The 23,691-nt window shown below is 59.0% G+C and carries 31 protein-coding genes; 28 read left to right on the top strand and 3 right to left on the bottom strand.

What is annotated here, in order from left to right; all coding sequences use genetic code 11:
• Positions 1-17: 17 nt before the first annotated feature.
• The 10 genes from AC1D2R_RS15610 (at position 18) to AC1D2R_RS15565 (ending at position 8,605) form a co-directional block, all read left to right on the top strand.
• Complete coding sequence (locus AC1D2R_RS15610; RefSeq protein ID WP_477968184.1) at positions 18-545, top strand: sigma-70 family RNA polymerase sigma factor; 528 nt, start codon at positions 18-20, stop codon at positions 543-545.
• Positions 545-1,192 carry an HNH endonuclease gene (locus AC1D2R_RS15605; RefSeq protein WP_477968183.1) on the top strand — a complete coding sequence of 216 codons (648 nt, stop codon included), beginning with the start codon at positions 545-547 and terminating at the stop codon, positions 1,190-1,192. The genes AC1D2R_RS15610 and AC1D2R_RS15605 overlap by 1 nt, the downstream gene beginning before the upstream one ends.
• The gene (locus tag AC1D2R_RS15600; RefSeq protein ID WP_477968182.1) at positions 1,192-2,940 is read left to right on the top strand and encodes a DEAD/DEAH box helicase; all 1,749 of its coding nucleotides are present in this window, start codon (positions 1,192-1,194) and stop codon (positions 2,938-2,940) included. Before AC1D2R_RS15605 ends, AC1D2R_RS15600 begins: the two co-directional genes overlap by 1 nt.
• A 74-nt stretch (positions 2,941-3,014) precedes the next feature.
• Positions 3,015-3,644, top strand: coding sequence for a hypothetical protein (locus tag AC1D2R_RS15595; RefSeq protein ID WP_477968181.1), 630 nt, complete (start codon positions 3,015-3,017; stop codon positions 3,642-3,644).
• A complete protein-coding gene (locus AC1D2R_RS15590) occupies positions 3,641-4,378 on the top strand; it encodes a hypothetical protein (protein WP_477968180.1) in 738 nt (245 codons plus the stop codon). Before AC1D2R_RS15595 ends, AC1D2R_RS15590 begins: the two co-directional genes overlap by 4 nt.
• 61 nt (positions 4,379-4,439) lie before the next feature.
• A complete protein-coding gene (locus AC1D2R_RS15585; RefSeq protein ID WP_477968179.1) occupies positions 4,440-4,682 on the top strand; it encodes a hypothetical protein in 243 nt (80 codons plus the stop codon).
• A gap of 75 nt (positions 4,683-4,757) precedes the next feature.
• Positions 4,758-5,387 carry a hypothetical protein gene (locus AC1D2R_RS15580; RefSeq protein WP_477968178.1) on the top strand — a complete coding sequence of 210 codons (630 nt, stop codon included), beginning with the start codon at positions 4,758-4,760 and terminating at the stop codon, positions 5,385-5,387.
• On the top strand, positions 5,387-6,220 hold the full coding sequence (locus AC1D2R_RS15575; protein ID WP_477968177.1) for a methyltransferase: 834 nt from the start codon (positions 5,387-5,389) through the stop codon (positions 6,218-6,220). Before AC1D2R_RS15580 ends, AC1D2R_RS15575 begins: the two co-directional genes overlap by 1 nt.
• Positions 6,220-6,597 (top strand): hypothetical protein, encoded by a 378-nt coding sequence (locus AC1D2R_RS15570; RefSeq protein WP_477968176.1) that lies wholly within the window; start codon positions 6,220-6,222, stop codon positions 6,595-6,597. Before AC1D2R_RS15575 ends, AC1D2R_RS15570 begins: the two co-directional genes overlap by 1 nt.
• A 55-nt stretch (positions 6,598-6,652) precedes the next feature.
• Positions 6,653-8,605, top strand: a complete 1,953-nt coding sequence (locus AC1D2R_RS15565; RefSeq protein ID WP_477968175.1) for a DNA cytosine methyltransferase — start codon at positions 6,653-6,655, stop codon at positions 8,603-8,605.
• Here AC1D2R_RS15565 and AC1D2R_RS15560 read toward each other — a convergent pair.
• The gene (locus tag AC1D2R_RS15560) at positions 8,602-9,009 is read right to left on the bottom strand and encodes a type II toxin-antitoxin system HicB family antitoxin (protein ID WP_477968174.1); all 408 of its coding nucleotides are present in this window, start codon (positions 9,007-9,009) and stop codon (positions 8,602-8,604) included. The two genes, AC1D2R_RS15565 and AC1D2R_RS15560, sit on opposite strands and share 4 nt — an antisense overlap.
• A 34-nt stretch (positions 9,010-9,043) precedes the next feature.
• Entirely contained in the window at positions 9,044-9,253 is a 210-nt protein-coding gene (locus AC1D2R_RS15555; RefSeq protein ID WP_477968173.1) for a type II toxin-antitoxin system HicA family toxin, read from the bottom strand.
• An 82-nt stretch (positions 9,254-9,335) separates the two neighbouring features.
• Between AC1D2R_RS15555 and AC1D2R_RS15550 the strand changes: the two genes are divergently transcribed.
• From AC1D2R_RS15550 to AC1D2R_RS15535, 4 genes are all read left to right on the top strand, one after another.
• Entirely contained in the window at positions 9,336-11,549 is a 2,214-nt protein-coding gene (locus AC1D2R_RS15550) for a bifunctional DNA primase/polymerase (protein ID WP_477968172.1), read from the top strand.
• A 243-nt stretch (positions 11,550-11,792) separates the two neighbouring features.
• Positions 11,793-12,317: a VRR-NUC domain-containing protein gene (locus AC1D2R_RS15545; protein WP_477968171.1), complete on the top strand. Its 525-nt coding sequence runs from the start codon at positions 11,793-11,795 to the stop codon at positions 12,315-12,317.
• Between the two features lie 78 nt (positions 12,318-12,395).
• A complete protein-coding gene (locus AC1D2R_RS15540) occupies positions 12,396-13,298 on the top strand; it encodes a hypothetical protein (protein WP_477968170.1) in 903 nt (300 codons plus the stop codon).
• Positions 13,299-13,808: 510 nt separating this feature from the next.
• A complete protein-coding gene (locus AC1D2R_RS15535) occupies positions 13,809-14,105 on the top strand; it encodes a DUF982 domain-containing protein (protein ID WP_477968169.1) in 297 nt (98 codons plus the stop codon).
• A gap of 45 nt (positions 14,106-14,150) precedes the next feature.
• Here the strand turns inward: AC1D2R_RS15535 and AC1D2R_RS15530 are convergent, their stop codons facing one another.
• Positions 14,151-14,309 carry a hypothetical protein gene (locus tag AC1D2R_RS15530; protein WP_477968168.1) on the bottom strand — a complete coding sequence of 53 codons (159 nt, stop codon included), beginning with the start codon at positions 14,307-14,309 and terminating at the stop codon, positions 14,151-14,153.
• 227 nt (positions 14,310-14,536) lie between these two features.
• Between AC1D2R_RS15530 and AC1D2R_RS15525 the strand changes: the two genes are divergently transcribed.
• The 14 genes from AC1D2R_RS15525 (at position 14,537) to AC1D2R_RS15460 (ending at position 23,659) form a co-directional block, all read left to right on the top strand.
• The gene (locus tag AC1D2R_RS15525; RefSeq protein WP_477968167.1) at positions 14,537-14,806 is read left to right on the top strand and encodes an HNH endonuclease; all 270 of its coding nucleotides are present in this window, start codon (positions 14,537-14,539) and stop codon (positions 14,804-14,806) included.
• A gap of 94 nt (positions 14,807-14,900) precedes the next feature.
• Positions 14,901-15,365, top strand: a complete 465-nt coding sequence (locus tag AC1D2R_RS15520) for a terminase small subunit (protein ID WP_477968166.1) — start codon at positions 14,901-14,903, stop codon at positions 15,363-15,365.
• A gap of 7 nt (positions 15,366-15,372) precedes the next feature.
• Positions 15,373-16,950: a terminase large subunit gene (locus tag AC1D2R_RS15515; protein ID WP_477968165.1), complete on the top strand. Its 1,578-nt coding sequence runs from the start codon at positions 15,373-15,375 to the stop codon at positions 16,948-16,950.
• Positions 16,950-18,206 carry a phage portal protein gene (locus AC1D2R_RS15510; RefSeq protein ID WP_477968164.1) on the top strand — a complete coding sequence of 419 codons (1,257 nt, stop codon included), beginning with the start codon at positions 16,950-16,952 and terminating at the stop codon, positions 18,204-18,206. Before AC1D2R_RS15515 ends, AC1D2R_RS15510 begins: the two co-directional genes overlap by 1 nt.
• Positions 18,203-18,835 (top strand): HK97 family phage prohead protease, encoded by a 633-nt coding sequence (locus tag AC1D2R_RS15505; protein WP_477968163.1) that lies wholly within the window; start codon positions 18,203-18,205, stop codon positions 18,833-18,835. Before AC1D2R_RS15510 ends, AC1D2R_RS15505 begins: the two co-directional genes overlap by 4 nt.
• A gap of 88 nt (positions 18,836-18,923) precedes the next feature.
• Positions 18,924-20,198: a phage major capsid protein gene (locus AC1D2R_RS15500; protein ID WP_477968162.1), complete on the top strand. Its 1,275-nt coding sequence runs from the start codon at positions 18,924-18,926 to the stop codon at positions 20,196-20,198.
• A gap of 53 nt (positions 20,199-20,251) precedes the next feature.
• On the top strand, positions 20,252-20,479 hold the full coding sequence (locus AC1D2R_RS15495; protein WP_477968161.1) for a hypothetical protein: 228 nt from the start codon (positions 20,252-20,254) through the stop codon (positions 20,477-20,479).
• Positions 20,442-20,966: a head-tail connector protein gene (locus AC1D2R_RS15490; RefSeq protein WP_477968160.1), complete on the top strand. Its 525-nt coding sequence runs from the start codon at positions 20,442-20,444 to the stop codon at positions 20,964-20,966. The genes AC1D2R_RS15495 and AC1D2R_RS15490 overlap by 38 nt, the downstream gene beginning before the upstream one ends.
• Positions 20,967-20,983: 17 nt before the next feature.
• Positions 20,984-21,394: a hypothetical protein gene (locus AC1D2R_RS15485; protein WP_477968159.1), complete on the top strand. Its 411-nt coding sequence runs from the start codon at positions 20,984-20,986 to the stop codon at positions 21,392-21,394.
• 148 nt (positions 21,395-21,542) lie between these two features.
• Positions 21,543-21,887 (top strand): head-tail adaptor protein, encoded by a 345-nt coding sequence (locus AC1D2R_RS15480; protein WP_477968158.1) that lies wholly within the window; start codon positions 21,543-21,545, stop codon positions 21,885-21,887.
• Positions 21,888-21,957: 70 nt separating this feature from the next.
• Complete coding sequence (locus AC1D2R_RS15475; RefSeq protein ID WP_477968157.1) at positions 21,958-22,413, top strand: HK97 gp10 family phage protein; 456 nt, start codon at positions 21,958-21,960, stop codon at positions 22,411-22,413.
• Positions 22,414-22,415: 2 nt separating this feature from the next.
• On the top strand, positions 22,416-22,832 hold the full coding sequence (locus AC1D2R_RS15470) for a DUF3168 domain-containing protein (protein WP_477968156.1): 417 nt from the start codon (positions 22,416-22,418) through the stop codon (positions 22,830-22,832).
• A 33-nt stretch (positions 22,833-22,865) separates the two neighbouring features.
• A complete protein-coding gene (locus AC1D2R_RS15465; RefSeq protein ID WP_477968155.1) occupies positions 22,866-23,303 on the top strand; it encodes a phage tail tube protein in 438 nt (145 codons plus the stop codon).
• Positions 23,303-23,659 (top strand): gene transfer agent family protein, encoded by a 357-nt coding sequence (locus AC1D2R_RS15460; RefSeq protein ID WP_477968154.1) that lies wholly within the window; start codon positions 23,303-23,305, stop codon positions 23,657-23,659. Before AC1D2R_RS15465 ends, AC1D2R_RS15460 begins: the two co-directional genes overlap by 1 nt.
• Positions 23,660-23,691: the final 32 nt, after the last annotated feature.

Here is a 23,691-nt window from a genome sequence, read left to right as displayed (position 1 = left end):
CACAAGAGGAGACCACTATGACCCCTATCGCTGTTCCAGCGAACGACAACACACCGCGCCCTGGCGAGTTCGACGCGCGACTTATGAGCTACTACCCGCACCTGAACCGGCTGGCCTTCACGCTGTCCAACAACAAATCCGAGCAGGAAGACCTGTTGCAGGATTCCATTGCCTACATCCTGACCAACTGGACGAAGTTCAGATCGGACGGCGGCTTCTACAATTGGATAACTTTCATGGTGCGCAACGTGGCGCAGGAAAAGCGCCGCAAGGTTCTACGCCGCGCCAAGGGCATGCCGACGACCAACGACGAACGCGCCATGGCGGCCGTGGCCGTGCAGCCCAATCAGTTGGACAGGATCGAGCTTGGCGAAGCGCTCGACAGCCTACCAGAAGGCCGAGACGGCGAGATCGTGATGCGACGGGCGATGGGCGACACGCTCGCCGAAATCGGTGAAGCGTATGGCGTCGGCCGCGAACGCGCGCGCCAGCTTGAGGCACGTGGCCTCGAATTGTTGCGCAAGCGGGTGAATGGGGCGGCTTGATGCTGGCAGCAAACGACAACCAGCCGGTTCGGTATGGGCCATGGCTCCCGAGTGGCTCGATGGCGCGGGCAGCTGGTTCAACTCACTATTTTACCGGAAAACCGTGCGTCCGAGGTCATATCGAACTGCGGCACGCCTCAAACGGTACATGCCTAGAATGCACAAGGATCCGCGTAGCAATTTGGGTGAAGGAGCACCCAGAGAGAATGGAGCAACTAGCGCCCGAAAGGCGGTTAAAGGCCTCGCTCGACTATGCCAAAAATCCAGAGAAATATGCCGCCCGCACACGCCAGTCGAGGGAAAGGCACGCAAGTAAGTACAAAGAGCGCGCGCGCCGCTACCGAACGGAGAACCCAGAAAAAAGCCAATCTAGAGTCCGGAATAGGCGTGCGCGAATTCGGAACTCGGAAGGTACCCATAACGAAAGAGATATTGAGGCGATCCTGGTGCGCCAGAAGTTCAAGTGCGCCGAGTGCGGTACCACAGTGAAGGAACGAAGCAATCGGCAGGTTGACCACATCATGCCTATCGCATTGGGAGGGGCAAATTGGCCCAGTAACCTGCAGATACTGTGCCCGCTGTGCAACCAGAAAAAGAACGCGAAGCATCCAATAGATTTTGCTCGCAGCAATGGGAGGCTTCTCTGATGTTGGAACTTAGACCTTATCAGCGGCGAGCAATTGATGAACTGTACCGCTACTGGCAAGAGGACGGAGGCAATGGCCTGATCGTCCTGCCGACGGGCGCCGGAAAGGCACTAGTCATCGCCAAAATCATTGAGGAGCTGCTGGCCGACTATCCGGATCTGCGCATCCTGAACGTTACTCACTCCGCATCTCTGGTCGAGCAGAATTTCAAGGAGTTCATCGGACTACTCCCGTTCGCGCCTGCCGGCATTTATTCGGCCGGTCTGCGTCGGCGCGATGCTCGTGCTCAGGTGCTATTCTGTGGCATCCAATCGGTATGGAACAAGGTATCCCTGATCGGTGACATCGATCTGATCATCGTCGACGAGGCGCACGCCATCTCGCGCAACTCCAACACTCAGTACGGCAAGTTCTTCACTGCCGTGCGAGAGGCCAATCCGGACAGCAGGACGTGCGGCACGACAGCGACCGACTACCGTATGGATTCCGGCCGGCTCACCGACGATCTAGAGGAGGATGAGGATGTTGCGGCGGCCGTTGCAGAAGCAACCGGCGTCAAAAAGTTCAAGCTATTCGACGACGTCGTGTACGAGATCGGCATCGGAGAGCTGATCGAGCAGGGCTATCTGACCCGCCTCACAAGCCACAAGACGACATCCAAGATCGATCTCAAGGGCGTCGGCACGCGTGGCGGCGACTACATCCCCGGCCAAGTGTCGGAAGCGGCAGAGCGCATCATCGATGAGGCGGTGGCCGAAGACATGGTGCTGTCGGAAGGCCGCAGGGCAGGGCTATTCTTCAGCACCAGCAAGGAGAACGCCAATCATGTCGCGGAGGCGATCCGCAGGCATGGACGGACATGCGCCGTCCTAACGAGCGACAATGCGCACCAGACCAAGGAGATCTTCGAGGGCTTCCGGTCTGGCAAGTATTGGGCGATCTCGTCGGTATCAATGATCACGACCGGGACCAACTTTCCGTTCGTGGATTTCATTTCTCTAATATTGTCAACGAAGTCACCGGGAAAGCTCGTCCAGATTCTTGGCCGCGGCACGCGCAACTGCGATGGTAAGGAAGACTGCCTTATCGCCGACCACGGGCGCAACCTCGCCTATCACGGGCCGATAGATCAGATCCGCCCACGCGAGCCGGGCAAGGGACTGGGCGAGCAGCCGAAGAAGCAATGCCCGCAGGATGTCACCGACATCAATGGCAACTGCGGGTGTGGCGAGATGATCCCGATCTCGATCATGACCTGCCAGTGCTGCGGCTATGTCTTCCCGCCGAGCGAGGAGGAGAAGATCACGGCGCAGGTAGACACGACACCGGTCCTGTCGTCGGAAAAGCCTTGGTATGAAGTGTCGTCGAGGACTTTCCGCCACCATCCTGGCAAGGAGGACAAGCCAGACTCGGTGAAGTGCACCTACATGATCGGCTATAAGGCCGTGAACGAATGGCTCTGCTGCGCCCACAAGGGTTACCCGAAGTCCAAGGCCGATCGCTTTTGGCTAGCCCATGGTGGCGCGCGACCGTTTCCGTCGACGGTGATCGAGTGGCTGGAGCGACAGGGCGAACTCAAGGAGACTGCGGAAGTTCAGCTCGATTACGCGAAAAACCCTAAGTATCCCGATGTCATGGCGCATAGGGCCGGCGCATTGCAGGCCGACAACGATAACGTGCCTGTAGCGGCGAACGATAATCGCGGGCTGGCGGAAGATTGGGAGATGGATGACGAGATTCCGTTCTGACCAGCTTGACAAATTTGTTGTTATGACTTAGTTTCGCATTTACCAACTGCACCACCACACTGAGGAGACGATTGATGGCCGAGAGAAGACACCTGTTTTTTATGGCAGAAGGCGGCAAGACACTTGAGCTTGCCCAAAAGCATGTCGCGGATCGACAGGAAACCTTGAAGCGCAATGCGGCTCTCCTTGAGCCGCTTGGCGTTACTAAATACGTCCAGTCAACCGTCGATGGCACTGTGGTGGGCGTTGAATTCCCAGGTAAACCTCACGCCGATTTTAAGCGACCGAACAAGCGCGGCGCCTCATTCCCAAAAGCCAAGACTGAGTGGGCGGCGAGGCTCGCGAACCAGACAGGATATGACCGACGCGGCTTCGACTTGGCCGAGGCGTTGGGTGTTCCGACGTCTATCTCCTACACATTTGACGGCGGAAGCGGCGGTGGAGCGATCGAAGGCTACGGCTTTTATTCTGGCGTGGGCTTTCTGTTCCTGTCTGCGGACGGGCCGTTCTGCCTGTATGTGCCAAACGTCGCGGCGAAAGTCTCAGAATACGAGGAACGCGGCTACACGGTTGGGGAGCCGTGCAAAAGCTTCAAGCCCGAATTCGACGGCGCTAGACCCATCCTCGAAGAAGAGTGGGAGATGCTTGTCGCTCAGCACAAATTGGCGAAGGCCAAAGCAGAGCATATGGCGGTGCCAGCATGAGCACCTTCAACCCCACGGCGATCGCCACAACAGCAGCCACGCCCGCCATCGGCCATAACCAGTCACCCTTCGACCTGGTCAAACAGGAAATCGAAGACCTCTTCGAAGAGGCTAAGAACTGGGCTGACGGCGAGCCGATTGCGTCGCAGGAGATCCACGACCAGATCGAGAAGCTGCGCGACGGTATCCATGAAGCCGGCAAGCGCGCCGATGCGCTGCGCGTCGAGGAGAAGAAGCCGCTTGATGAGCAGGTCAAGGCCATCCAAGACCGGTACAACGTCTACATCCAGCCGAAGCGCGGCAAGGTCGATCTGGCCAAGTCCACGCTCGACGCACTGTTGACACCCTGGCGCAGCCGCGTCGCGGCTGAGAAGGCCGCAGAGGCGGCCCGCGTGGCAGCAATCGCAGAAGCCGCACGCGTTGCGGCAACGGAAGCCATTCGCGCATCGTCTGGCAACCTTGCGGCTCGCGAAGAAGCCGAGGAGTTGCTGGCCGATGCCAAGAAGCTCGAAAAGACGGCCACCAGCACGTGGAAGGCTGCGACAACAGGCACGGGGCTGAGGACAGTGTGGACTGCGACCTTGCAGGACGCCGACGCTGCGCTGGATTGGGCGTACGGGCGCGATCCTGCCCGGTTCACCGCTCTGGTACAGCAGATGGCGGATGAAGCCGTACGCGGTGGCTTGCGCAGCGTGCCGGGGTTCTCTGTGGCGGACGAGAAGAGGGCGGCGTGAGATTCGCTAGTCACCAATCTCTCGGCTAACCTTCTGTGATTCGACCAACCGGGAGAGGTGAATGAAAAGAACGCAGGTGTATTACTTCGCCAAAGGCCACCTCGGCCAGTACGAGAATTGGTGGTATTTGGTCGAGAATGATGATGGGACCTTTGAAGTCGAGCACGAGTGGGACGATGTTTCCATAAACGGTAGTAGCGGGCATTCAGAAGGCTCTGTGAAATACTCGCTCGATCAGGGACTTAAGAAGGCCCCTCAGGGCGCCGTCGATAAGATCAAGGAAATGCTAGGAATTTTCGGCTAACCACAACAAACGAACACCACACCCGCGCGCGCCACCAACGCGCGGGACACCACCACAGTCTGAGGAGACAATTGAATGGCAATGGTTGCCGGAGTTGGCATGCACAGTCATGCCGATAGAGAACACGATTTCTATGCAACGCCGCCGGAAGCCGTTCATTCGCTTCTGGCTATCGAGGAGAAGTGGCTACCCGCTGGCACCATCTGGGAGCCGGCTTGCGGCGACGGGGCGATCTCGTCCGTGCTAGCAAGCGCTGGCCGCAACGTTATCAGCACCGACATTGTCGATCGAGGCTACCCTGGCGCTCGCGTCATGAGCATATTCGACGCGGATCACCGCTATTCATTCCCGGCCGTGATCACGAATCCGCCGTTCAAGCTCGCGAAGGAGTTCGTCGACAAGGCTCTTGAGCGCGCGCCGTACGTGGCCATGTTGCTCCGCCTTGCGTTTCTCGAGGGCTCTGCACGTCAGTCGTGGTTCTCCAGCGTACCGCTCGCTCGCGTCCACGTCGCGAGCAGAAGATTGCCGATGATGCACCGCCACGGCTGGACCGGCAACAAGGTCGGCAGCGCCGTCTGCTATGCCTGGTTTGTCTGGGACAAGCGCCACGAGGGCAGGCCAGTCGTGCAGTGGTTTGATTGGCGGGACCATATGCCAGCAGCGAATAACAACTCAGCTGTTGGTGACGTCATGAGGGCTGCATGATGGCCAAGCTCACCAAGCCCCAAGCCAAGGCTCACGCGCAAGCCTGCGACATCCTCACCAAGTCCACACTGACCGATGACGACAAGGACTTCGTACTCAAGAACTGGAACGAGGGCGCTAATCACGTCAACGGCGCGTCAGGTGCGTTCTTCACGCCATACGACATGGCCTTCGATTTCACGATCGATGCAATCGGGCAGGGTGGCTACGGAGGGCGCGTCATCGACCTTTGCGCTGGCATCGGCATGCTCTCTTACGCCATCTGGCATCGAAGCCATCAGCGGGCGCGGATTACATGCGTAGAGCGCAATCCTGACTATCTGGCGGTCGGCCAGAAGATACTGCCAGAGGCGGAGTGGATTCTGGCTGATGTGCTGGATGTGCTCGACATGGATTTAGGCCGCTTCGATGTAGCTGTCAGCAATCCGCCATTCGGCGCCATCAAGCGCGATAAGAACTCGCCGCGTTACAGCGGCAAAGACTTCGAGTTCCACGTCGTCGATATTGCGAGCCACATCGCCGGATCCGGAGCTTTCATCGTTCCGCAAATGTCGGCCGGATTCAACTATTCGGGTCGGCCCTGCTACGAGCGACAGAATGATGGCAAAGCGGTTAAGTTCCAAGAGCTGACCGGCCTTCACTTCGAGGCTGGCTGCGGCATCGACACTAACTTCTACATCAACGATTGGAAGGGCGTCTCGCCGATGTGTGAGATCGTTTGCGTCGAATTTCCCGAGGCTCTGGCCAATGTTGCCGCCCCGCCGGCAGCCACAGTGATTGCCGCAAACGACAACAAGCCGGCGCAAGCGGACCTATTCGGGAGGGCCGCCTAATGGCCCCACTCCCAACAGGCAAACCCATCATCCCATTCACACCGACGGCAGATGTGAACAACAACCCGACCGTCTGCAAGGCGTGCGGCTGCCTTGCATTTGGAATTGGCCGCAGTTCGCCAGGATCGAAGGACCCCGGCTACCTCTGCAAGCCATGCATCGTCGCAGTAGGAGATCTCACGAAGTTGGACAGAATATCGCTTTATGAAGTGAAGGCACTAGAAAAAGGCGTCGAGGCGGTCGGGGAGTGGCTTGACGAAAAGGGCATCTACGACCTGACGCAGATGGACGAGCTCGACCGGCTCATGATCGTAAAGGCGGCTTGGCAGGGATGTGCCGAGGGCGTCAGGGAAGCGTTGAGAGAAGCACCATTCTAATCGGCCCACCAAGCCACCACCACCACCAAACACCACCACATTGAGGAGATCGCGAATGAACATGACCATCGGGCATGACGGCAGAAAATTGATCATGGACAGCTTCGCCGGCGGAGGCGGAGCGTCAACTGGTATAGAGATGGCGTTGGGTCGATCACCCGACATCGCGATCAACCACAATGCTGCGGCGTTGGCACTCCACGCGGTCAACCATCCGGAGACGCTTCACCTCTCGGAGAACGTCTACAAGGTCGATCCGCTCGACTACCTGCGCCGGAAGCACATCGGACTCGCCTGGTTCTCGCCCGACTGCAAGCACTTCTCCAAAGCCAAGGGCGGAAAGCCTGTCGAGCGTAACATCCGCGATCTGTGCTGGATTATCCCCGGCTGGGTCGAACGTATCCAGAAGAGCGGCGGCAAGGTCGACGTCATCATCATGGAGAACGTCGAGGAGTTCAAAGACTACGGCCCGCTCGTTCAGACCGACAAGGGCTTGATGCCCGATCCGGATCGAAAGGGCGAGACCTTCAATGATTGGTGCAAGAAGCTTCGCAAACTCGGCGGCAAGATAGAGCACCGCGAATTGCGCGCCTGCGACTATGGGGCTCCGACCATCCGGAAGCGGCTATTTGTCATCGTCCGCTTCGACGGCAAGCCGATTGTCTGGCCTGTGGCTACGCATGGCAAGCCGACCGATGCGGATGTAATCGCTGGCAAGAAGCTCGCGTGGCGCACGGCTGCCGAGTGCATCGACTGGTCACTGCCTTGCCCGTCGATTTTCGACACTAGCGAACAGGTCTTCGCGCGCCACGCTCTTCGCGCTGTGCGTCCGCTGGCTGATGCCACGATGTCGCGGGTAGCGCGTGGGATGAAGCGCTATGTGTTGGATGCCAAGGAGCCGTTCTTGGTAAGCGTCGCGCACGGCTATAGCGGCGGACGTCGCGAATACTCGGTTGATGAACCGCATGGAGTTGTAACGGCAGGTGGCATTAGTCACGCGGTTGTCGCTCCGCACATCATGACGATGCGCAACAGCGGCAAGCCGTTCAATGGAGCCGATGAGCCAACCCACACAATCACCGCCGGGGGCGCAGGCCTTTCCCTTGTCGCACCGGTTCTCAGCTATGCTCAGCAAGGCGGCGCCAACCGCTCCGTCGAGGATCCACATCACACCATCTGCGCGAGCAAGAAGGACCAGAACGCAGTCATCATCCCAACATTAGTCGGGTGCGGCGGCCGGGCAGGGCAAAGCCGTCCGCGAGGTTGCGACGAGCCGACAGCTACGATCACAGCGAAAGCCGACGGCTGCATCGCGACCGCTTTCATCGCCCAGCACAACAACGACAACCGACGCATTGGCGGCGTCAATCCCGGTCGTGATGCACTTGAGCCGCTATCGACTGTCACGGCTACTGGTGCACAGCAGGGCGTCGTCTCGGCGTTCGTCTCACGGCAGTTCGGCGCGTCCATAGGTCACGGCATTGAGGAACCCTCTGCGACCGTAACGGCCGGCGTCAATAAGTCGGCTCTCGTGGCGCCATACCTGCAGGCCTATTACGGCACGGGCGACGGCGGCGAAGAGAACCAGCCGGCGAGGACGATCACTACCAAGGATCGCCACGGCCATGTCGAGGCCAGCCTGTCGGCACCGCCATTCACCGTAGACCAGGCCGACCGAGCCCGTGAAGTTGCCGACTTCATGCGATCGCATGGCTTCTGGGATGATCGCGAGTTTGTAACTCTTGACGTCGCCGGCGAGGCCTTCGTCATCGTGGACATCGGCATGCGAATGCTGACGCCGCGCGAGCTCTACAATGCGCAGGGCTTTCCGGCGGATTACAAGATCGACGCGGACAAGGATGGAAACCCGTTCACGAAGTCGGTTCAGGTTTCATGTGTAGGCAACTCCGTCTCGCCGCCTGTGGCCGCTGCGCTCGTGTCTGCTAACTGCGCCGAACTCGCTGCTGCCAACGACAACATCGCTGCAACCGAGCTAATCGCCGCTTAGGCTGCGCCCCTTAATTTGGATCGAGCCGCGTCGGCAAGAAACGCTGACCGGCTTAGCCCAATTCCAGAAGCGGCCTTGTCGATTTGGCTCAACAGGCCCTCCTCAACGGAGACGTTTATGCGAACTGCTTTCCCTGGGAACTCGATTTCAATGAAAGCGGGAAGGGCGCCGCCGCCTAGCTCTGCTGTTGCAGCCCTAACCGCCTCTTCTTGGGGAGGAGGGAGGCGGATTTCGTCGCCGTCTTCCGCCATACCATAGAGGTGGAACGACAACGTGTTAGCGCCCCTACTCACGGCCTGATCAAATGTATCGCCACCGGAAACAACACCGGGGTAATCGGGAAAACTAATGCCGAATACGTCATTCTCTTTGTGCAAAAGTGCCAGAACGTAGTGCTTTGCCATAACCGAACTCCTTTCAGTTGGCCTGTGGCCGGGATTACCAATCCCAGCCAGCTTGAATGAAAATCGACTTCAATGTGCCCGTCGGAATTTCACGAACTCCCATATCGAGCGTGACTTTCCCTTTTTGCGTGGGATGTACCCACTGGACGTGATCGCCGGGGCCGTTGCGCTTGACCGACCACCCATCGTTGCGGAGCATCTTCTCGACTTCGCGGGGTGTCATTGGTTTGCGCTTCGGGCTCATTTCTCGTCCTCATTTGATATACACACTTATACACACGAAGGAATGTTGTGTAAAGGTGTGTAGTGAAGAAATCGGAGGAATTATGAAGCCGCATGAACTAGCAATCTTCTACCACGAGCACGGCTGGCCGATCTTTCCCTGCCGCAGCCAGGCGGAGGAGGTGGGCGATCAGTCGACGGGCGAGCTCATCACCCTCAACGAGAAGACGCCGAAAACGAGTAACGGCTTCAAGGGCGCGTCGAAATTCCGGCGCATCATTGATCGGTGGTGGAGCGACTGGCCGGATGCGGCCGTCGGCATCCCCACCGGCGCAGCCACGGGCGTCTTCGTTCTCGATATCGACAACAAGCCAGGCGGAGCCAACGGTTTCGACTGGCTTTCCGATATGGAGGCGGAGCATGGACCTTTGCCCGTGACTGCCCGAGTCACCACACCGAACGGCGGCTTGCACGTCTACTTCAACTACGTCGTCGGCACCCGCAACCGCGGTGCGCTCGGCGGCGGTGTCGATATCAGATCAGAAGGTGGATACGTGCTCGCGGCTGGCAGCCAGATGTCGGATGGCCGCGCATACGAATGGTCACCGGCTGGTGACGTTGTGCCCTCGATTGCCGACGCGCCGGAGTGGCTCCTTGCATTGCTGCTGCCAAAGCCAGCTCCTGCCGGCGTGGCTTACCATCCGTCATCGATCGGCAACACGCCCTATGTCACTGCAGCCATTCAGTCGGAGCTGGACCACCTTGCTAGCACTCCATCGGGAGGCCGCAACAACCGACTCAACGACGCGGCGTTCGCGCTCGGCCAGTTTGTCGGCGCCGGGGTGCTCGCACGCAGCGAAGCGGAGAGAGAGCTGCAGGCGATCGCGCAGCCATGGGGCAACTTCCCGAAGTCATGCGGCACGATCCGGAACGGGCTGAATGCCGGCATGCTCAACCCGCGCACCATTCCAGAGCCGTCATTTCAGGAGGACAACACGCGGCTCGTCGACGTCAGTCGCATGATCGCCAATGGTATCGCAAAGGGGAAGGCGAAGCTGGCCGCCGTTCAAGAGGATGCGGTCAGTGAGCCGGCAGTTCCAGAACCGGCCGAACCCACAGCCGCAGCCAACGACAACGCCCCCCAGCCAGACCAGCCACCCATCCTTGCCACGGCGTTTAGGTGGATCGATCCGAAGACCATACCCCGCCGCGAGTTTGCTTTCGGCACCCACTACATCCGCAAGTATGTCTCAGTGACAGTCAGCCCGGGCGGCCTCGGCAAGACCTCCAACAGCATCGTCGAGGCGCTTTCCATGACGTCCGGTCGCAGCCTCAGCGGCACGAAGCCGCCGGCGCCGCTCAAGGTGTGGATCTTCAATGCTGAGGATCCGCGCGACGAGTTGGAACGACGCATTATGGCGGCCTGCATCCACTACAATCTCAAGCCCGAGGATATTGAGGGCAGTCTCTTTCTCGACACCGGCCGCGAGCAAGAGCTTGTTGTGGCGATCGAGGACAAGCGGGCAGGCGTCAAGATCCAATCGCCGATCGTAGAGGCCGTCTGCGAGCAGATCCTGGCTCATGAGATCGACGTGATGATTGTCGACCCGTTCGTGTCCACCCACGGCGTCAACGAGAACGACAACGGCGCGATCGACAAGGTAGCGAAGCTTTGGGCCCGGATCGCCGACTACACCAACGTAAGCATCGATATCGTGCACCACCTGCGCAAAGTGGCGGATCGCGAGGCGACCGTCGAAGACGCTCGAGGCGCGGTGTCGCTGATCGGTGCGGCCCGATCGGTGCGGGTTCTCAACCGCATGTCGGAAGAGCAGGCAACATCGGCAGGCGTGAACGCCAACGATCGCTTCGGCTATTTCTCAGTAACCTACGGCAAGTCGAACCTGACGCCGCTTTCCAGCAGGCTCGATTGGCGAAAGCTCGAAAGCGTGCCCCTTGGCAACGGGCGAGGGCTCACCAAGCCACAGGACCATGCGCCCGTCGTGACGGAGTGGCGGTGGCCGGATAAGGCTGAGCTTGTGGAAGCGGTTCCATCTGATCAGTCTGAACTAATCAGGGTTCGCGTAAACAACGCCGACTACACCTACAATTACCAGGCCAGTAATTGGGTCGGATTGGTGGTCGCAGATATCATGGGAGTTGATCTTCCAGATGGCAAACGGAAGACGCAAACGCACAGCAAAATCGAGCGGATGATCGACGGATGGATAGAGTCCGGCTTCCTCAAAAAAGAGTCGATCAAAGGCGTCGACATCAAGCATCCAGATCGGGTGACTGTCTACGTTCGGGCAGCATAGATACAACCAAAATAAAATTGAAATACAACTTCCCCACGGTGCCCCACATAGGTGGGGAAAGGTGGGGAAATCTTACTCCGGCGCCACCTTTTCACACCCTCTCCCACATCCCCCTATACCCCCTTTAGGGGGTAGGGGGTGGGAGGAGGGAGGGTGGGAGCGAAAACGAGGCTTCAAAAAAGGGTGGGGGAAAACATACCCCGACAACCAATACAACCTGCAACCACCGCACAGGAGACCAACATGGCCAAACCAGCGACCTTCACGAAACCCGCCCGCAGCAAACGCACCGTTCAGACCACTCGCATCAATGGCGCCAAGGTCCGACTTGTCACTGGCGCCGATGGCAAGATCACCATCAAGGCGGCACCGATCGACGAGTGGGAATTGCAGGCTGCCGCCGTTCGGGCACTAAAGGCGATGCCAGGCTACGCTGAAGCGGCCAGCGATGTTGTCCCCGGTGGCTTCACCATCGCTGGCGACATGAACGGCGACTACCGCAGCAAGCAGGCCGCGGTGAAGGCAAAGGCAACCGGGATTGCGGCCGGCGATCCTGATCTGCGAGTTTACGCCTCCGGTGGTCGACTACTGCTGATCGAGTACAAGGGCGAGGAAGGAACGGTTACGGCCAGCCAGAAAGTGCGGCATCCGCTGCTGAGGGCTCTTGGCTACACCGTTCAGGTCATCAAGGCGTCGACCAAGGAGGAGTGTGCTGCGGCCAGTGTCGAGGCTGTTCGCGAATGGCTGGCTTTGTCGGCTGCATCGTGACCAGCTTGACAAAATGGTGAAAATAGCATACTGTTCACGATAGCGCAACCAACGCAAATCACCACACGAGGAGGCCGCATGACCAGACACGGATCGCTAGCTGAGCAACTTGCCGGCTTCCGCAAGTACGCGTCGGAGCCATACCACGAGCCCGAGCCAATGCAGACTAACTGGTCGGTCGTGCCGGCCAATGACAACAATCCAGAAGACATAGAAGGCATGACGGCGGAGCGCCGCTGGCGATTGAAGCCTTCAATCGAGGAAGTCATGCGTTCGGTTGCTAGCGGCGACGTTGAGCGGAACTCAGCAGGGCAGGTGGTCTGCATCGGTCGCATTCGGTTCAGCGACGGCACCCAGACCGAGCAGGGCTTCAAGCTAACGATTGATGGCAAGGTAGTGGCTGCTCAGATCCGCATGCCTGCCGGCGCGATGCTCGGAACCAAGGACGCAGCAGAAAGCCAAATGGGCGCTGAGGAAGACAGCCAGGCTACCACAGCCAGCAACCGCTATTTCGCAGATCTGTTCGGCACGCTTCCGCATCGGTATCGGGCTGGCGGCAAGCGCCGCAAGGGCAAGAACTACAGCCACGCTGAGACGAAGGCGATGCTCGCAGAAGCCTATGCCAACACCAACATGGACAAGGTGACGTTCACCTACTACCCCGACGGTTTGCCCTGCGGCTCGCAGAAGATGTCGCAGGTATTCCCGGGTATGGTGAAGACGTGCACCGGTGAGAGCGGATCCATGATGTGGCAGGATATCGTCTCGGCCAAAGCCGATCGGGATGTTTGGGCTGCGGCCGTCGACAGCCTCAAGGCAGACGATCGCCAGGTGCTCGAAGCCGCACGGTCGGCTAGCAACATGAGCGATATCGGTATGTCTATGGGCTTCGCCGGTAAGACGGCAGAGCGCCGCGGGAAGCGCGCTCTCATCGCAGCGAATGATAACCTGATGCGGGCCATCGACGCGTACGCAGCTTAGCTGTCCCTTTCTGCAATCTCGAAGGGTGTATCTGTGAAGGGGTTCAGCGGTTTACCGCTGCCCCACATCCTTCGGTGCGCAGATAAAGATTGCGACCGGCCCGAGGCCAGTGATGAGCCTTGGGTAACTATTGGCAGTTACAGGGTCTGGCCCGCGACATCGCCTCGTTGACCGGATTCGGTCCTGCGGTGGCTGCCTTTCCTACACGAAGATGACGCGGCCCAGTGATGGTTTCCGTCTTGGCTAGCATCCATGGATTTGGAGGCTCTGCTAGCGGCATACATGGGACGCGTTCCAATCCGCTATCCCCATCTTCGTTACCCCATTGCCATGGCGCTGCCTCCTCCGGCGACGTGGTGATCGCGCGGCAGGTTGAGGTCCGGGATAAGCCGGGTGCCTCCCTGCCGCTTTCGTTTTCGAATTGCTGCGGCGGATCGCATTTTTCGCCTTGAACATTAGCAATCGCTTTCGTAATTTTAGCCCGTCAACGGCCAAATAACGGAGGTGAATATGGCTCCTTCATTTTTTGATCGCGCCGCCTATGTGCGGGGTAGGAACTTCATCGAAGAAATCGCCTGCCTTGAAGAGGTTTTTGATTTTCTGGATGAATGGCCTGAAGAGCGCCGGGATTTAGCGTACGACACGCTTTACGGAGCATGCCGCAGAGCGGCAAACGGCTTATTCCCTATAGACGCAGTTCGCTTGAACTTTGAACGGTTCACAAGAAAAGCCGGCTTGCTCGTCGAGATCGAGGAAGTTCCAAGCTTCTTTGCGCTTGATCGCAATCGAAACGTCGGCAACGCCTAACCCTGTGTGATGGGCGGCTCCGTCATGGCGCCGCCCTTAAGCTTCTTACGCAGCGATGCGGCGTGCTGCCTTATCGGCAGCCTTTCGATCAGCACCGTACTCGGCAATGATCTTTGCCGCGTCTTCGATTTCGATACGATGCTTCTTCGCCAGCGTCTTGGCGTCATACGGCTGCGCGGACGCGGACGCGTGTGTATCGGTCATGACATTATCTCCTTGGGATTGCGGTAAGACATGGGCGCCAATAGGGCGCGCCTAAACCGTCCAGCCATATGTGGGTATTCGCACAGTGCAGTGCAACAGTCCACCGCAGCTCCTTCAAGCAGAGTAGAGAAACGGTATCTCGGATGGCTCATAACCATCAGGCAGCAACTCCCACCTCTGCAACCAAATCACGGTACCGCTCAGCCGAGGCTGATGCGTACCGACCCATGTACAAGACGGCCAGGTGGCGTGCTCTTCGTAACTATCAGCTGAGCATTGAGCCGCTATGCCGGTTCTGCCTGATCACCGAGGACGTCACAGCTGCTGACACCGTCGACCACATCAAGCCCCACAAGGGCGATGTCTCAATGTTCTTCGAGCCGACCAACCTGCAGTCATTGTGCAAGCATCACCATGATAGTGCGAAGCAGATGATCGAGAACGGCAAGAAGGTAGTGACCTACGGCGTCGATGGGTATCCCATCGAGCTCGGCTAGGAGGGGGTGGGTCGATCTCTGGGCCGCTCCGGCCTCGGACCGGCGGGGTCCCACAACAATAGTGCAAACACAGAAATTCCCATGAGGACCAACCATGGCAAAGCGAAAGGCGCGCATCGACAGCGCCGCGGAAGCCGTGCGCGTCATGGCGAAAGCCACCACCGAGATCCTGCCTCCTGACAACGTGCCACTCGATGATGAGGACGGGCCGTTCTTTCGGAATGTGATCGCCGAGTTCGCGCGGTCTGAATGGTCTGCCCATCAGCTCGAGCTTGCAGCCATGCTCGCAAGGACGATGGCCGATCTAGTGCGCGAGCAATCGCTGCTGCGGACGGAAGGTGGCATCGCTTATTCCGACAAGGGGACGCCGGTGGCGAATCCGCGAAAATCAATCGTGCAGATGCACGCCAGCTCAATTCTGTCTTTCCGCCGATCGCTATCCCTCCACGCGCGTGCGCAAGCGGGCGAGGCAAGGGATGCCGCCAAGAGGCGTGCGGCCGCAAAGGACATCGAGGGAGACAATCCCCTAGAGGACGATTTGCTGGCGCGACCGGGCTGACAGGTGAATGGCCAAGAAGCCGAAGACCCGCGGCGAGCGCGTAATTGCCTTCATCGAAAAATATTGTCTTGTGCCAGAAGGGACACTTCTCGGCAAACCGGTGAAGCTTTTGGACTTTCAGAAACGCTTCATTAAGGCCGTCTACGACAATCCGGCCGGCACATCGCGCGCGTACCTCTCGATCGCCCGAAAGAATGGTAAGACTGGCCTCATAGCTTGCTTGCTCCTCGCGCATATTGTCGGGCCTGAAGCTTATCAGAACGGGCGCATCGTATCCGGTGCGCGCTCCCGAAAACAGGCAGCCGAGGTATTCAACTACGCCGCCAAAATGGTGATGATGTCACCAGAGCTATCCAAGCTCGCGCGTATCGTGCCGTCGGCAAAGATGATTGTCGGACTGGCGAAAAATGTCGAGTATCAAGCGAGTTCAGCAGAAGCGAAAAGCGCGCATGGCGGCTCGCCTATCCTGGCGATCCTGGACGAAGTTGGGCAGATTAAAGGCCCCACGGATGACTTCGTTGAAGCGATCGAAACGTCACAGGGTGCCTATGATGGCAAGGCTATGCTTTTTGCCATCTCGACGCAGGCGGCTACCGATAATGACCTCTTCTCCCGCTGGATTGACGATGCCGAAACGTCGAAAGATCCACGCATTGTCAGCCACATTTACACCGCTCCGTCCGACTGTGCACTAGACGATCGGAATGCGTGGGCCGATGCTAATCCGGCGCTGGGCGTCTTCCGTTCGATCAAGGACGTCGAAGACTTTTCGCAGCTAGCGAGCCGCATGCCCACCAAGGAGGCCAGCTTTCGCTGGCTGTTCCTCAACCAGCGGATCGATGCTTCAGCACCGTTCGTTGCTCCGGCCATTTGGCGCGCCTGTGACGGACCAGTTGATGATTTCGATGGGCTTCCCGTCTTCGGCGGGCTCGACCTTTCGGAAGTGTCTGACTTGACGGCTCTGGTGTTGATGGCGCCAAAGGAGACCGATGCCGGCACTATTTGGCATGTGCGACCGACGTTTTGGCTGCCTGGCGACGCGCTTCGGGATAAGGCGAAGGCCGACCGCGTGCCGTACGATGTTTGGCAGAAGAGCGGACATCTCGAAACGACGCCTGGGCCGACGGTCGACTACGAGTTCGTAGCGACACATCTGCGCGGCCTGTTCGATACGATGGACATCCGCAAGATCGCGTTTGACCGTTGGAACTGGAGGCATCTGAAGCCTTGGCTGCAGAAAGTGGGCTTTACCGAGGAGCAGCTGGAAGGCGACGCCGCGGTATTCGAGCAGTTCGGGCAGGGCTATGCGTCCATGTCTCCCGCTCTTCGTGAACTCGAAAGCATCCTGCTGAACAAGAAACTCGCCCACGGCGCGCATCCGGTTCTGACGATGTGCATGATGAACGCGACAGTGCGGCCGGACCCCTCTGGGAACCGCAAGCTCGACAAGCAGAAGTCTCGAGGCCGCATTGACGGTGCTGTCGCACTCACAATGGCGACTGCGATGGCTGGCACTTATGAGGGTTCCGCTTCCACGGAAAGTCCATGGGACGACCCGGAATTCTCACTCAACAAGGCGGCATGATGGCTCTCAAAGAATGGTTTAGCCGCCGAAACGCGGACAATGCGCCTGAATCGCGCGCAAGCATCGAAAACCCAACGGTGCCGGTGAGTGCCGAGAATTACATGGCATTCTTCGGCGTCCAAAGCGCCAATCTCCCACATGTCACGATCGACAACGCCTTGAACGTGCCTGCGGTTATGGCTGCGGTAGCATTCTTGTCGCGCACTCTGGCCGCCGTTCCGCGCCACGCTTACCGCAACTCGAAGACAGGTGCTGTTCGCATTACAGGGCGACTGGAGACGGTCGTCAATTCGGCTCCGAATGACAGCGTCGGCGCCTTCAAGTTCTGGCAGTGGTTCTGGCAGCAGGTTTTCACCGGCGGCCGTGGCCTTGCCTACATTGAGCGCACACCACAAGGAATTGATTCCCTGTGGCCGATGGACCCGACCAAGACCACGATCAAGCGCGTAGGCATGCGGACCGTCTACCAGTTTGAGAACAAGGAATACGATGCGGCGGACGTGATCGACGTGCCGTTCATGCTCAAGCCTTGCGGGCTTCGGCACTATGGACCGATCTACAAGGCATCGAAAGCTATCCAGCTTGCGATCGCCATGAACGACTACGGCTCGAACTTCTTTGCTGGTGGCGGTGTTCCGCCTTTGGCGCTCGAAGGCCCACTTCCGGCTGGCGCAGATGCAATGAAGCGAGCTCAGGCTGACATTAAGCGGTCGGTCGATGCAGCGAAGAATGCCGACGAGCCCATTTTCCCGATTCCGGCCGGCTACAAGCTGTCTCCTGTGGGGATTGACCCTGCCAAGGGTCAGATGGTCGAGGCGAGGCGCTTCCAGATTGAGGAAATCGCCCGAGCATACCAGTTGCCACCGGTGTTTTTGCAGGACCTGTCCCGCGCGACGTTCAGCAACGCTGAGCAGCAGGATCTTCATCTGGTCAAGCACCTGATCGGCCAATGGGCGAAGGCACTCGAGGACGAGCTAAATCTGAAGTTCTTCGGCCGCACCGGTGGCCGGTACATCGAGCATAATCTCGACGGTCTTCTGCGTGGTGACTTCAAGACGCGCATGGAAGGCTACGGAATCGCCATTCAAAATGGCATTCGGAAGCCAGACGAGATCCGCGCCATGGAAAACCTGCCTGCTGAAGGCGGCCCGGCGGACAAGCTCTACATTCAAGGCGCGACAGTGCCGCTAGGCACGTCGGCAGTGGCGCCGCCAGCCAATGACAACAATGCAGACAGTGGGGCTGACGCCGCATGACCACCAACATTGAAAAGCGCGCATCTGGCCTTGGTGTCGAGGTGCGCGCAGACAGCGACAAACGTACACTTGTGGGGTACGCCGCGAAGTTCGATCGGATCGCAACGATCAGTAGCTACTTCGATGAAAAGATTGCTCCGGGCGCATTTGCTGACGCTATCAAGGGCGATATTCGGGCCCTCGTCGACCACGACCAAGGGCGTGTGATTGGTCGCACTAAAAGCGGCACATTGCGACTGTCTGAGGACGGTATCGGGCTGCATGTCGAGATCGATGTGCCGAACACGACCGACGGAAACGATCTGTGGGAGCTCGTATCCCGCCAAGACATCTCTGGGATGTCGTTTGGTTTCCGGGTCACCAAGGAAACTTGGGACGAGACGGGCGATAGACCGGTTCGAACAATTGAGAAGCTTGAACTCCTCGAAGTGTCGGCAGTCGCATGGCCCGCCTACGAGGACACCACCATCGCTCTGCGCTCGCTTGAGGCGGCAAGGGCGGAGGGTAGCGCTCTCGATGAAGCGGAGCGCCGCAAGGAAGAGAACGCGGCCGCTGCGGCCAGGAGAGTAGCTGAGAAGCGCGCGTCGCTCGAACAGAGAATTCGGGGCATCCGGCAGGACGCCTCGTAGTCACCCGGCACTGCCGGAGGGCCGGACGATCGTCCTGCCATTTCATCCTGACGGCGCCGCGTGGCGCCATTTTCATTTGGAGAAACACATGTCCCTTAAGGAACTGAACGAGAAGCGCGGCAAACTCGTACACGACGCTCGCGAAGCGCTCGACGCGATCGGCAAGAACACCGACGAAGCCCGCGCGGCCGAGCTCGACAAGCGCCACGACGATATCATGGCCGAATTCGACAAGCTCGAAAAGCACATCGAACGCGAGCAGAAGCTTGCTGATATCGAAGCTCGCTTTTCCGCTCGCCAGGACGAAGAGCGCGCAAAGAAGCGCCCGAACGGATCTGACGGCGAGCAGCGTGGCCAGGACGACGGAGAAAAGCTTGAGTACCGCTCGGTATTCTACAAGTTCATGGCCAGCGGCGCTGACATGGGTGAGCTTTCCGCCGAAGAGCGCTCCGTGCTCAAGGCTGGCGTCGTAGCCAAGCCTGAATTCCGCGCCCAGACCGTTGGCACCACGACCGCTGGTGGCTTCACGGTCCCGACCGAGCTTGCCAACTTCATCATCAAGTCGATGAAGGCTTGGGGCCCGATGTACGATGCTGACGTTGCATCGGAAATCAACACGACCTCCGGCAACCCGATCCGCCTGCCGACTGTCAATGACACGGCCAAGGTAGCCGGCGCCCATACTGAAGGCACGGCACTGACTGACGACGGCTCGGAAGATGTCACGTTCGGCCAGCGCAACCTTGATTCCTACGTCTTCGACACCGAGTTCGTTCGCTTCTCGTTCGAACTGGCCCAGGACTCGATCTTCAACATGGAGTCGCTGCTCGGCGAACTGCTCGGCGAACGCCTTGGCCGCACTGCCAACGCTCAGCTGACGGTCGGCACTGGCACTGGCGCGCCGAACGGCGTTGTTACCGCCTCGACGCTTGGCAAGACTGCGGCTGGCGCTGCTGCGATCGCCTCTGACGAAATCATCGATCTCGTCCACTCGGTCGACCCGGCATATCGCTCGGCTCCGAAGGTCGCCTTCATGTTCAACGACCTGACGCTCGCGGCCATCCGCAAGCTGAAGGACGGTCAGGGCAACTACCTCTGGCAGATGGGCGACGTTAAGAACGGCGTACCCGGCTCGCTGCTCGGCTACCGCTACTGGATCAACCAGGCAATGGCGAACATTGCGACTGGCCAGAAGACGATGCTGTTCGGTGACTTCGGCAAGTACTACGTCCGCAAGGTTGGTTCTCCGACCATCGGCGTTCTGCGTGAGCGCTTCTGGCCGGATCTCGGCATTGCCGGTCTGATCCGCTTCGACGGCGAGCTTGGCGATACTGCTGCTATCAAGCACTTCATCCAGGCTTAATGACTGCGCGGGCTGGCTCTTTGGGCTGGCCCGCCTTGCTCTTAGGAGGCGACATGCTTTTGAAAATGACTGCGGGTCTTTCCGGTCCCGATATCAATCTGTCGCCTGGCGACGAGCACGAATTTGATGCGGACGAAGCTGAGCGCCTGAAGGTGGCTGGCTTCGCCGTGGATGCCGAGCCTGAGGTTAAGGCTCCGGTTAAGACCAAAAAGGGCAAGGCAGCCGATGTGGTATCCAGCCAAAGTGACGACGGCAGCAACGGCGGAGCCGGTGACGCTTGAGGACGTAAAGCGTCGTCTGCGTGTCGAGTTCACGGACGACGATAATGACGTCGAGTTGATGATCGCATCCGCGCGCGACCACGCAGAGAAATACTGCAATGTCCTTTTTGCCGAGCAAACGGTCGAGCTGAAATGTGATTGCTGGGCAGACATGGCGCGCCTTCCGGTGGCGCCAGTGAAGTCGGTGACGTCTATTTCCTACGTGGACACGGACGGCGCCGATCAGACGCTTGCTGCCGATGTCTACGAAGAGCTGTTCGACGCTTTGGAAGCAGCTATCGTTCTCGCCTACGGCAAACAGTGGCCCTCCACCAGGTCTGGATCGCGCATCACAGTGACGGCTGTTGCCGGCTATGGTGACGCCCCCGGGGCCGTGAAGCACGCAATCCTTCTCTTTATCGCGGACGCCTACGAGGTGCGCGAGAACGCGAAGGTTGAAGATTGGACGGCGCTTGATGCGCTGCTCTGCAACTACAGGCGCGGCTGAGCCGCTAAGGAATCATCATGGTAGACATCACGCTGACGCCAGCGAACGTCATCGCAGGCGCGAATTCTACTGCTGTAACCGGCGTCGCCGGCGAGACGATTGCGGCCGGCAAGGCCGTCTATCTGAGCTCTACCACCAAGAAGTGGATGCTTGCCGATTCCAACTCTGCCACTGCAGAGGCTCGTCAGGCCAAGGGCATTGCTCTGAACGGCGCATCGCTCAATCAGCCAGTTGCTGTTCACAAGTCCGGCGACATTACGATCGGCGGCACGCTAACGGCTGGGCAGGCCGTATATCTTAGCGACACCCCAGGCGGCATCTGCCCGTTGGCCGACGTTGGCGCTGGCGAGTACGTCTGCCTTCTCGGCTTAGCCAAGTCCACGACCGTTCTCTCCGTAGATATCCAGTTCCCAGGCGTCTCGCTGTAATGTGGCTGCGGTTTTCAGAAGACTATGACTGGAAGCCGCGACCACAGGTCACGATCGCTTACAAGGCGGGCGGCGTCCACAACGTGACTCGTGCCTGCGCTGCGGCAGCAACAGCGGCCGGCATGGCTGAGAAGACGGAGAGGCCGAAATGACCGCTGGAAAACTTAGGTCGCGGCTAAACTTCCAGCAGCGAACGATCGGCGACGATGGATTCGGCGGAACCGTAACCGGCCCATTCCAAACAGTTTTCACTGACGGCGCCGAAATCATCCCGCGCATGGGCTCTGAGCCCGTCTTGGCGAGCCGCCTTCAAGGCGTGCAGCCCGTGACTATCAAGGTTCGCTCTCACGCAGCCACGCGAGCGCTAGACGCCACATGGCGGGCCGTAGATGCGCGTAGCGGCGCCATCTACGCGATTGTTTCTCCTCCGGTGAATCTTTCGCAGAAGAACGACTATATCGAAATGCTCGCGACGATCGGTGTGCCAGAATGAGGGCGCATCGGATTGCTGCCTTTGTAGCGTGGCTTATCAGGTATTCGCTGCCCTTTCGAAAGGTGCGCAAATGGCCACCATAAAAGGGTTGAAGCAGCTTCAAAGGAAACTCGACCGACTTCCCGATGCGGTAAAGATGCGCATCCGAGAGGCAATGGAGCAGGGCGCCGAGGAGATTGTGTCCCTGGCAAAGTCGCTGGCTCCATACTCCTCCCTGAAAGACAGTATTGGCTGGACGTGGGGACGCGCGCCGAAAGGCGCAATCACGCTGGCCAAGGTGGAAACCACCGGCGGAGATCTGACGATCACCGTTTTCGCGGGCAATAGCGAAACCTATTGGGCCAGGTGGGTCGAGTTCGGCACGAAGGCGCATACGGCTGGCGGCATGTTTGCTGGCGCTGAAATTCCATCGCAAGCGGCCAAGCCCTACTTTTTCGTTTCGTTCCGCGCCAGCCGCAAACGTGTGAAGTCGCGGATCACGCGCGCCATTAACAAGGCTGCAAAAGAAGTCGCCGCTGGGAGGTAAGCGTGGATCCGACATACGAACTCACGGCCGCGATAATCACGCGGCTCAAGGCTGACGCCGGCGTGGCAAGCTTTGTCGCCGCTCGCGTTTACGACCGCCCTCCGGATGGCGCGGCAACAAGCCCATACACATCGATGGGACCGTCAGACGCGACTACAGACGACGCCGAGTGCATCGACGGTATGGAAATCACGATGCAGATCGATTGCTGGTCTTGGGGTAGCGGTGAAGCCTTCGGCAGCGCCCAGGTGCGCAAACTTGCCGGCGCCATTCGTGCATGCCTCCACGACGCTGAGTTCATTCTGGCGAACAACGCGCTGGTGACCATCAGACATCGCATAACCCGCTACCAACGGGAATCTGACGGCGCAACTAACCGCGCCATCATCAGCATCACGGCTTTCGTGGAAATCCCATAGCCGGACCAACAACACCACAATTTGGAGACCACGATGGCCCAGCCGTCCACTGCACGCTTTGGCAAATTCCGTATTCTGCTCGGCAACGAAGCCGAACCAATCGTCTACACCGCACCTTGCGGATTTACATCCAAGAGCCTGACGCTGACCAAGGATCTGACCGACGTCACCATTCCGGACTGCGACGATCCTGATGCCGTTTCGTGGATCGGCCGCGATGCCAGCACGCTTTCTGCGTCGGTCTCCGGCGAAGGCGTTCTGGCCGCTGAGTCGGTCGAGACGTGGCTTGATGCGTGGGAGAACGTCAACGCCGTTCCGGTGAAGATTGAAATCGAGTTCCCGGCCAAAACTATTACCTGGACTGGCCTTATGCACGTTGCCTCGCTCAATCCCTCAACCGAGCAGGGCGGCCGCGTCACCATGACAGTCGAGATGCAGAGTGATGGCGAGCTCGTCCGCACGGTATCGTAATGCGGGACGCCAAGATTGGACTCACGTGGGCGGACGGCGATTACGTCTTCCGCCTCGGGTGGGGTGAGCTCGCCGAGCTTCAAGAAAAGACAGATGCTGGCCCGTATGTCGTCCTCAATCGTCTGCATATGCAGCAGTGGCGCATTGAGGACATTTCCAATGTCATCAGGCTCGGCTTAATTGGCGGCGGGTTGGAGCCCGTTAAGGCCCTTAAGCTTGTGCGCACCTATGTTGAGGGCCGGCCGCCGATGGAAAATCATCCATATGCGGTTGCAGTTCTGTCAGCCGGTCTGATTGGCGCGGAGGACGAGCGACTGGGGGAAGCCGAGGCGCCAGGTCAAGCGGAAGTCAAATAGACGACCTGCCGAACGGCAAGCTTAGATTTGGC

It is taken from the genome of Rhizobium sp. P1_C7 (assembly GCF_056406295.1).
This window is presented reverse-complemented; position numbering and strand designations above follow the sequence as displayed.